Below are 7838 nucleotides of genomic sequence, written 5' to 3'. Positions count from 1 at the left end.
ATGACTCTTGACTACAGTGACGCAGGCTTATTTAGTGGTCCAGCTATTAGTTATGACTGCACACTAGGGAGCACAATAATATTTAGTGGACCGGATGATACTCAGACTTTAGGAAAAACTACTATTGATGAAACTGAAACCGTTTAATTCTTGCGTGTTGCCTTATGTCATTCCCGCGTAGATCGAAAAACGCATTCGGTGTCATACCGTGGCTTGACCACGGTATCCAAAAAAAATTAAACAAGATTGGATCCCGCGGTCAAGCCGCGGGATGACAGTAATAGCTCGCGGAAATGACATCGAATAGATAAAAAAATTTAAATAAGTGACAAAAAAAGATATAGTAATATTATGCGGGCCGACTGCTAGCGGGAAGTCTTATTTAGGGCATGAACTGGCTAAAATACATAATGCTGAAATAGTAAATATCGATTCAATGCAGGTTTATAAGGAAATTCCTATTATTACTGCCTCCCCTATTCAATCTTACAAAACTAAAATTACTCACCACTTATATAATTTTCTATCAATTACAGAAGATTTCTCGGTAATAAAATATCTAAAACTTGCGGCAGAAAAAATAAAAGAAATAACCACACGAGGTAAATTACCTATATTAATAGGAGGAACGGGTTTATATATCAATTCTTTAGTTTTTGGCTATAATAATATTCCTGATATAATGGAGGATGTACGCCGAGAAGTTAGAGAATTGCATAGTAAAATAGGTAATATAGAGCTATGGAATGAATTAGAGAAACTTGACTCGCTCGCTAGTTCTAGAATCAATCAAGGTAACACTCAAAGGTTAATTAGAGCTTATGAAGTTTTTAAGCAAACCGGTAAATCTATTTTTTCTTTTCAAACCTTGCCAAAGGAGCAAATCTTATCTGATTTTAATTTCAAAATTATTTTCTTAAACCCTGAGCGAAAATTTCTATATAAAACATGCGATGAGCGTCTACAAAAGATATTTAAAGAAGGGGCAATTGACGAAATAGCTTTAATAAAAAAGCAATTCACACCGCAAGATTATTTAAATTTAAAAGCAGTAGGAGTAAAAGAGATTTTAGCTTATTTAGACGGTAACCTCACGTTAGACGAAGCTTTAAGTGCAGCTCAAATACGAACTCGCCAGTATGCTAAAAGACAAGTTACTTGGTTTAAAAACCAGATACAGGATAAAACGACATTGGAATATTCTAACCAAGAAGAGTTTGCGCAAATATTAAATGTCATTCCAGCGTGGCATTGACGTTGTTGCATGGATCGTTTTATGTCATTCCTGCGAAAGCAGGAATCCGCTCAAATAAAGCTTTTTGAAGCTTTATTTGAAAAAAATTATCTAATAAAAAAAATCTTTAAAACTAAAGATTTTTTAGCATGGATCCCTGCTTTCGCAGGGATGACATCGAGGGTTTTTCAAATTCAGCGAGTATAGTTTATCTACGTATTTCTTCTTTCTTTTTATTATTAGAAATAGGAGTAATAGAAGATGAGTTCGAGTTAGACCCTACAATATTGATCTTACTATCTAAATTTGAAGCTGTATTTTTTGCTTCTTTTAAAACATTTAATTTATTAATATTTTCAAACTCGTTTTTAAAGTTATCTTTTAACTGTTCATTGAAGATTTCTTTTGGTAAATAAATTCCACCGGTAATAGTGCCTACCCAAGTATATTTAGATTTAGAATTTAAAGTAGAGGTAGTATTACTTGCTAACTTTTCTAGATTTTTCGGCTCTAAAAAATTATTTATACTATCAGGATTTTCTTTAGAATATTCAGAAACGATAGGTTTTAGCATCTGATTAATCATATAAAAATCTTCCCCTCTATTATCACCCTTATCAAAAAGTTTTTGTGATATTTGTTCACTTAGAATATTTGCCAATAAATTACTCTTAATATCTTGTTTATTTGCAATATTTTCATATAAAGGGTTCAATATTTGTAATGGAGAATTTACATGATTTGTAATATGTTTATATTGATTTGTTTTAGGAGTAGCTAGATTAGTAACCATATTCATAGGTAGTGAATTTAATTTTTCTATAATATAGTCTTTAACCGTTTGATTTTCTTCGCATAATATTTTTACCTGTTGAACAAATTCTTTTTTACCAAGTAAATTTCTTTTTCCTTCGGCTTGTACTTGTAAAAATACTTTATCAATTGCTTTATCAAGTAATTTAACTTGTTGTTCTTTAATTAGTTCGAGTGCTAAAGAAGGGATAGTCTTATCAAGGTTGTAAGTGTCAGTAAGTAGCATTAAATTATCAGGTAATTTAGCACCTGCTAAATTAGTATTTTTAAAATTACAATCTTTCAAAGAAGTTACTTTAGTTAAATCTGCATTTTTTAATGATACGCCTGAAAAATCGATATTAGATAAATTACCTGCTAATATAGCTCCCTCTAAGTTGAATTTTCCATTTTGTATTTTATTTAAATTATTTCTAAGAGTAGTCTCATCTATAGTTTTATCTTTAAAATCTTGTGATGCACTAAATACATCTTTTACTTTTTCAGCAGCATAGCTAAAACCGGCTTTCATAAGATTTGGCAATTGCCCTTCAAAATAATTTGTTTTTTGAGCTAGATTATATACAGCACTAGCGGCACCACGATAATTACTTTTTTCAACTTCTTCTATAATTTTAACTAATTCATCAGGATGGTTTAACATTGATGGAAGTATCTTATATAATTCTTTCTTATCAAGACTATTTATACCCGGTATATCTACTAAAGTTTTATCTAAAATACTCGCAAATATTTCTCTATTATCGTTTAAATATTGTTTAATCTCAGGATTATCTTTAGTTAACACTATTAACTCTTTTATCATTCCTGTATAATTACCTTTAATAAAATCTCGAAAAACCTTTTGTAATGATTCAGGTTTGTCGAGTAATATCGGCATTACACTCGTAAGCTTTGTAACATCTTTTGCTTCTAATCCATAATTTATAAGTTGTTGTTTTATAGTTTGGCTATTTTTTTCATCTTGTTCTAAAACCCCTGTAATTAAATTATCAAATAGACCTTCTTTACTTTGCTCTACTAATATATCTTTTAATTTAAATGAAGGATCACTAAGGGCAGAGATTATATTACCGGCTAAACTCATATAATCACCTTTATTTAAGTCTGCAATAATATCATGAGCAATTTCCGGTTTTGACATAACTTTGCCTACTATACTAAGCATTTGTTTATCAAAATTATATTCTTTTGTGATGCTTTGTACGCTAGGAGTATTTTCAATAATACCTAAAGCAATATTTGGTAAGATTGTCTTATTATTAGCAAAAAAACTTTTTAATTTATTATCACTCGCTACCATTTTTAAGGATTTCTCAAGAGCTATCATTACACCTTGATTTGGAGCATTAAGAGTATCAAAAATCTCTTTTGTCTCAGGAATTTTATTTAATAAGGTAGGAATAATATCTAAAATTTTAAGATCGATTTTGTAGCTTTCAAAAGATTCTTTTAAGAAAGGTTTAGCTTGCTGCTTTGCTTCTGCTAAGAAACTTTCAATAATTATTTGTTCTTCAGAGGATAATTTGTTAAATCTTTTTAGAGAATTGGTATTATTTATATTTTCAGCTAGTTCTTGCTTAAAATCAGGATGTTCATTAAATATTTTTATAACTGATGAATATAAATTTTTCTTTTCGGGTTTTTGTAATATATCATCAAAAGTTTTTGTATAATCGCTTGGAAGTATTTCAGTTGCTCCGGTACGTATGTAATTCGTAATATCTTCACTCTTTTCGTTAAAGAATTTTTTGAAGTTTTTATCGGTAACCAGCATATCCAAACTTCTAGAAGTCACTTTATTCCAGTCCGGTAGCTCTTGCTTTACTTCAACTGTAATTTCTTGAAGTTTTTTAAGTACTTCTTCATTTTTGAAACATTCTTTTAGTATTTCGAGTCCCTTTTGATCTAAAACACTCTTATCTTGAAATTCTCTAAAGCCTGCTTTTGCTAAGATTTGACCTATTTTAGGCAAATCATCTGAATGTTTTTTTAAAAATTCCCATATTGGAGATTTTTCAAGAAGTGATTTTTGAAATTCAGGATCAAGATATATATTAGAAGATTTAGCAAGTTTAACAAGATTATAAGTATTTACAGGATTAGTTAAAACAAATCTTGCTCCGAGTAACATCGTTCTTAAACTTATACTCTTTGAAGACGATAAATCCTTAATTGCACTCTTTAGTACTTTATTAGCTTTAGAAGACGATAAAACATTTTCTACAACTTTTTGATAATTTTTATTGTTTATAACAGCCATAAAATTACTTGAAATTTTTAAATATTCTAAACCTATTTTAAAAAAAATTTTAAAATAAAGAATAAGTATTCTTAAATTTTTTTATTTTTGTTGTTAATATGTATTATTTTTTATTATCCATTTCAGTAAATACTTCTTCCCATGAACCGGTAGTCGCCGCTTTAGAATATTCTGTTGCTCTATTTTCAAAAAAGTTTGTATGCTCAACTCCGTTTAGCATTTCATCAAGCCAAGGAAGCGGATTATGATTTACCAAATATATATCTTTGAGTCCTAGCTGCATTAAACGACGATCGGCAATATAACGAATATATTGTCTTACTTCATATGCCGTTAATCCTTCAATACCTCCAACTTCAAAGGCAAGTTCAATAAAGGCATCTTCAAAATGTACGATAGTCGTACAAGCTTCATAAATACGTTTACGTAAAGCTTCCGTCCAAACTTCAGGGTTTTCTCTTACAAAAGTCTTAAACAGAGTAATAATTGAGTTAGTATGAAGCGTTTCATCACGCACCGACCAAGCAATAATCTGCCCCATTCCTTTCATTTTATTAAAACGAGGGAAATTAAGCATAATCGCAAAAGAAGCAAATAGCTGCAATCCTTCCGTAAAAGCTCCAAATACTGCTAAAGTAGTTGCTATATCTTCTTTAGTATCTACCCCGAATTGCTGCATATAATCATACTTGTCTTTCATTTCTTTATATTTAAGAAATGCTGAATATTCGACTTCCGGCATACCTACCGTATCAAGTAAATGCGAATATGCTGCAATATGTACCGTTTCCATATTAGAAAACGCCGATAGCATCATTAATACTTCAGTCGGTTTAAATACGCGTGAATAATGCTTCATATAGCAATTATTCACTTCTATATCTGCTTGCGTGAAAAAACGAAATATCTGGGTTAATAAATGCTTTTCACCCGGCGTTAAGTTATATTTCCAATCCTTGACATCATCGGCAAGTGGTACTTCTTCTGGTAGCCAATGAATTTTTTGTTGAGTATGCCAAGCTTCATATGCCCATGGATATGAAAACGGTTTATAAATTGGACTTGCATCAAGTAATGACATAATTTTTTCTTTAACTCGTTGTTATTTGTATTTTTCTGTTGGTTATATTATTTCCACTTTTGAGCTTTGTTTTATGGCTTCTATGTCATTCCCGCAAAAGCGGGAATCCAGCCCTTTCCTCTGGCATCCCGTGATTTATTCACGCGGGATCCAGGAAAAAATAAAAGACTGGACCCCGTGGTCAAGCCACGGGGTGACATTAAGGATTACTGACAAGCTAAGCATTCTTCGTAGTTTCCGGCTTCTGCTAGCTTATCGTTTTGTTTTTCTAAATCTTTAAAATCTCCTTTTAGCACCTCATGCGAGACTTTATCGGCCCGCTGTATTGACGTCGATCTACAGTAATACAAACTTTTTACGCCTTTTTTCCAGGCTTTAAAATGAATATTATTCAGATATTTTTTACTAACGTTACCCGGCAAAAAGACGTTTAAAGATTGTGCTTGAGTAATATAAGGAGTGCGATCGCTTGCTAGTTCAATTAACCAATTTTGATCAATTTCGTAAGCGGTTTTAAAGACCTGTTTTTCTTCTTCAGATAAAAATGTTAAATGTTGTACCGACCCCTCATGCGTTGCTACCGAAGACCAAACTTGATCGTTATTAAATCCTTTTTCGATCAATAATTTTTCCAAATGTTTGTTACGCACATTAAAAGAACCTGTTAAAGTTTTCTGTACAAAGCTATTAGCGGCAAACGGCTCTATTCCTGGAGAAGCATTACCGGCTATTACAGAAATTGAAGCAGTCGGTGCTATTGCGGTTTTATTACTAAATCGCTCGTTACTTCCTGTTTCTTCAGCATCAGGACATGCTCCTTTTTCTTTACCGATTTCTATTGAGGCTTTATCGGCTTCAGCAGATATATATTCAAATATTTTTTTATTCCAAACTTTTGCCATAACCGATTCTATCGGTACTTTTTTCATTTGCAAAAATGAGTGGAATCCCATTACGCCAAGCCCAACGCTTCGCTCACGTAAAGCTGAATATTTAGCTCTTGCCATGGTATCCGGTGCTTTATTAATAAAGTCTTCTAAAACGTTATCAAGGAATAGCATAATAGAATGGATAAATTCTTTATCATCTTTCCACTCTTCATAATACTCTAAATTTAAAGAAGAAAGGCAACAAACAGCAGTTCTTGATTTTCCTAAATGATCAATTCCCGTCGGCAATGTAATTTCGCTACAAAGATTGGACATTTTAACTTGAAGTCCTAGTTTTTTATGATGCTCAGGGATAGATTTATTAACGCTATCGATAAATAACAGATACGGCTCACCAGTTTCTATTCTAGTAGTTAATAACTTAATCCATAAATCTCTTGCTCTAACTTTGTGTACGACTTTTTTAGTAGCAGGACTAATAAGATCGAAATCCGTATTATTTTCAACGGCTCTCATAAACTCATCGGTTATAGCTATACCGTGATGAATATTAAGAGCTTTACGATTAACGTCACCGCCTGTAGGGCGTCTTATATCGATAAACTCCTCAATTTCAGGGTGATTAATAGGTAAATATACAGCTGATGAACCACGCCTAATAGATCCTTGCGAAATAGCAAGAGTCTTAGAGTCCTGAACCTTAATAAAAGGCACAATACCCGAAGAATGGCCTTTATTATGGATTTCTTCATTAATAGATCGCACGTTCCCCCAATAGCTACCGATCCCCCCTCCTTTTGAAGCTAGCCAAACATTTTCCGTCCATAAATTTACTATACCCTCTAAGCTATCGTCAGTCTCATTCAAGAAGCATGATATAGGAAGCCCCCTGTCCGTTCCGCCATTGCTTAAAATAGGCGTTGCCGGCATAAACCACATTTTACTCATATATTCATATAGTTTTTGGGCATGTTGTTTATTTTCGGCATAATAACTAGAAACACGTGCAAATAAATCTTGAAAATCTTCACCTTTCATAAGATATCGATCTCGCAATATAGCTTTACCGAAAGGAGTGAGTAAATTATTATGCTCGTTGTTTATATTTATTGGAAATTTGTTTTTTTTAAGCGTGTTCATTATAGGTACTAATGGGGTTGTAGGCGTTATTTATAATGCTTATTTTGAAAAAATGACACCATATTCAGTGCGTAGAATCTTCACCTCAGTAGACACGAGAATGATAATTTATTCAATATAAATATTTATTTTTTTTTAGATTTTTAACTTGACACAAATCACCCTTGATCACTATATCGAATAGTTTTTATAAAGCAGAAGTAAGGCATCGTTGCGTGGAACCCGGTTTTATTCCTGCATAGGCGTCAGTTTAAGGATCAATATCATACTAAGCTAAAAGTGGGTATCAAAACTAAAAAATCTTGATTTTAAAGTATATAGCTATGGCTGAGTTACGGTTGCAGTGATAGTATCTTGATATGTTCCGGCAAAAGCAGGGGACTGAGACGGCAGGCTTGCAAATATAGTATAATTTCT

At 32.2% G+C, this 7838-nt stretch carries 4 protein-coding genes; 1 reads left to right on the top strand and 3 read right to left on the bottom strand.

Features of this window, described 5'->3' with window-relative positions:
- Window positions 1-325 precede the first annotated feature (325 nt).
- Window positions 326-1255 carry a tRNA (adenosine(37)-N6)-dimethylallyltransferase MiaA gene (gene miaA / locus AC1Z7D_RS05045; protein WP_482602535.1) on the top strand — a complete coding sequence of 310 codons (930 nt, stop codon included), beginning with the start codon at window positions 326-328 and terminating at the stop codon, window positions 1253-1255.
- Between the two features lie 187 nt (window positions 1256-1442).
- Here the strand turns inward: miaA and AC1Z7D_RS05040 are convergent, their stop codons facing one another.
- The 3 genes from AC1Z7D_RS05040 to AC1Z7D_RS05030 all read right to left on the bottom strand — a co-directional run bounded on the left by AC1Z7D_RS05040 (window position 1443) and on the right by AC1Z7D_RS05030 (window position 7421).
- Window positions 1443-4310: a pentapeptide repeat-containing protein gene (locus AC1Z7D_RS05040; protein WP_482602533.1), complete on the bottom strand. Its 2868-nt coding sequence runs from the start codon at window positions 4308-4310 to the stop codon at window positions 1443-1445.
- A 103-nt stretch (window positions 4311-4413) separates the two neighbouring features.
- On the bottom strand, window positions 4414-5391 hold the full coding sequence (locus tag AC1Z7D_RS05035; RefSeq protein WP_482602531.1) for a ribonucleotide-diphosphate reductase subunit beta: 978 nt from the start codon (window positions 5389-5391) through the stop codon (window positions 4414-4416).
- A 206-nt stretch (window positions 5392-5597) separates the two neighbouring features.
- Entirely contained in the window at window positions 5598-7421 is a 1824-nt protein-coding gene (locus tag AC1Z7D_RS05030) for a ribonucleoside-diphosphate reductase subunit alpha (protein ID WP_482602529.1), read from the bottom strand.
- Between the last annotated feature and the right edge of the window lie 417 nt (window positions 7422-7838).

The organism is Rickettsia sp., from assembly GCF_965035265.1.
Note: the sequence above shows the minus strand (reverse complement) of the source record. Positions and strands in the feature narration are given on the sequence as shown.

What these genes read in the sequence shown, in the direction of transcription:
- AC1Z7D_RS05030 (WP_482602529.1), bottom strand. Translation starts at nt 7,421, where the DNA reads ATGAACACGCTTAAAAAAAACAAATTTCCAATAAATATAAACAACGAG.
- AC1Z7D_RS05040 (WP_482602533.1), bottom strand. Translation starts at nt 4,310, where the DNA reads ATGGCTGTTATAAACAATAAAAATTATCAAAAAGTTGTAGAAAATGTT.
- AC1Z7D_RS05035 (WP_482602531.1), bottom strand. Translation starts at nt 5,391, where the DNA reads ATGTCATTACTTGATGCAAGTCCAATTTATAAACCGTTTTCATATCCA.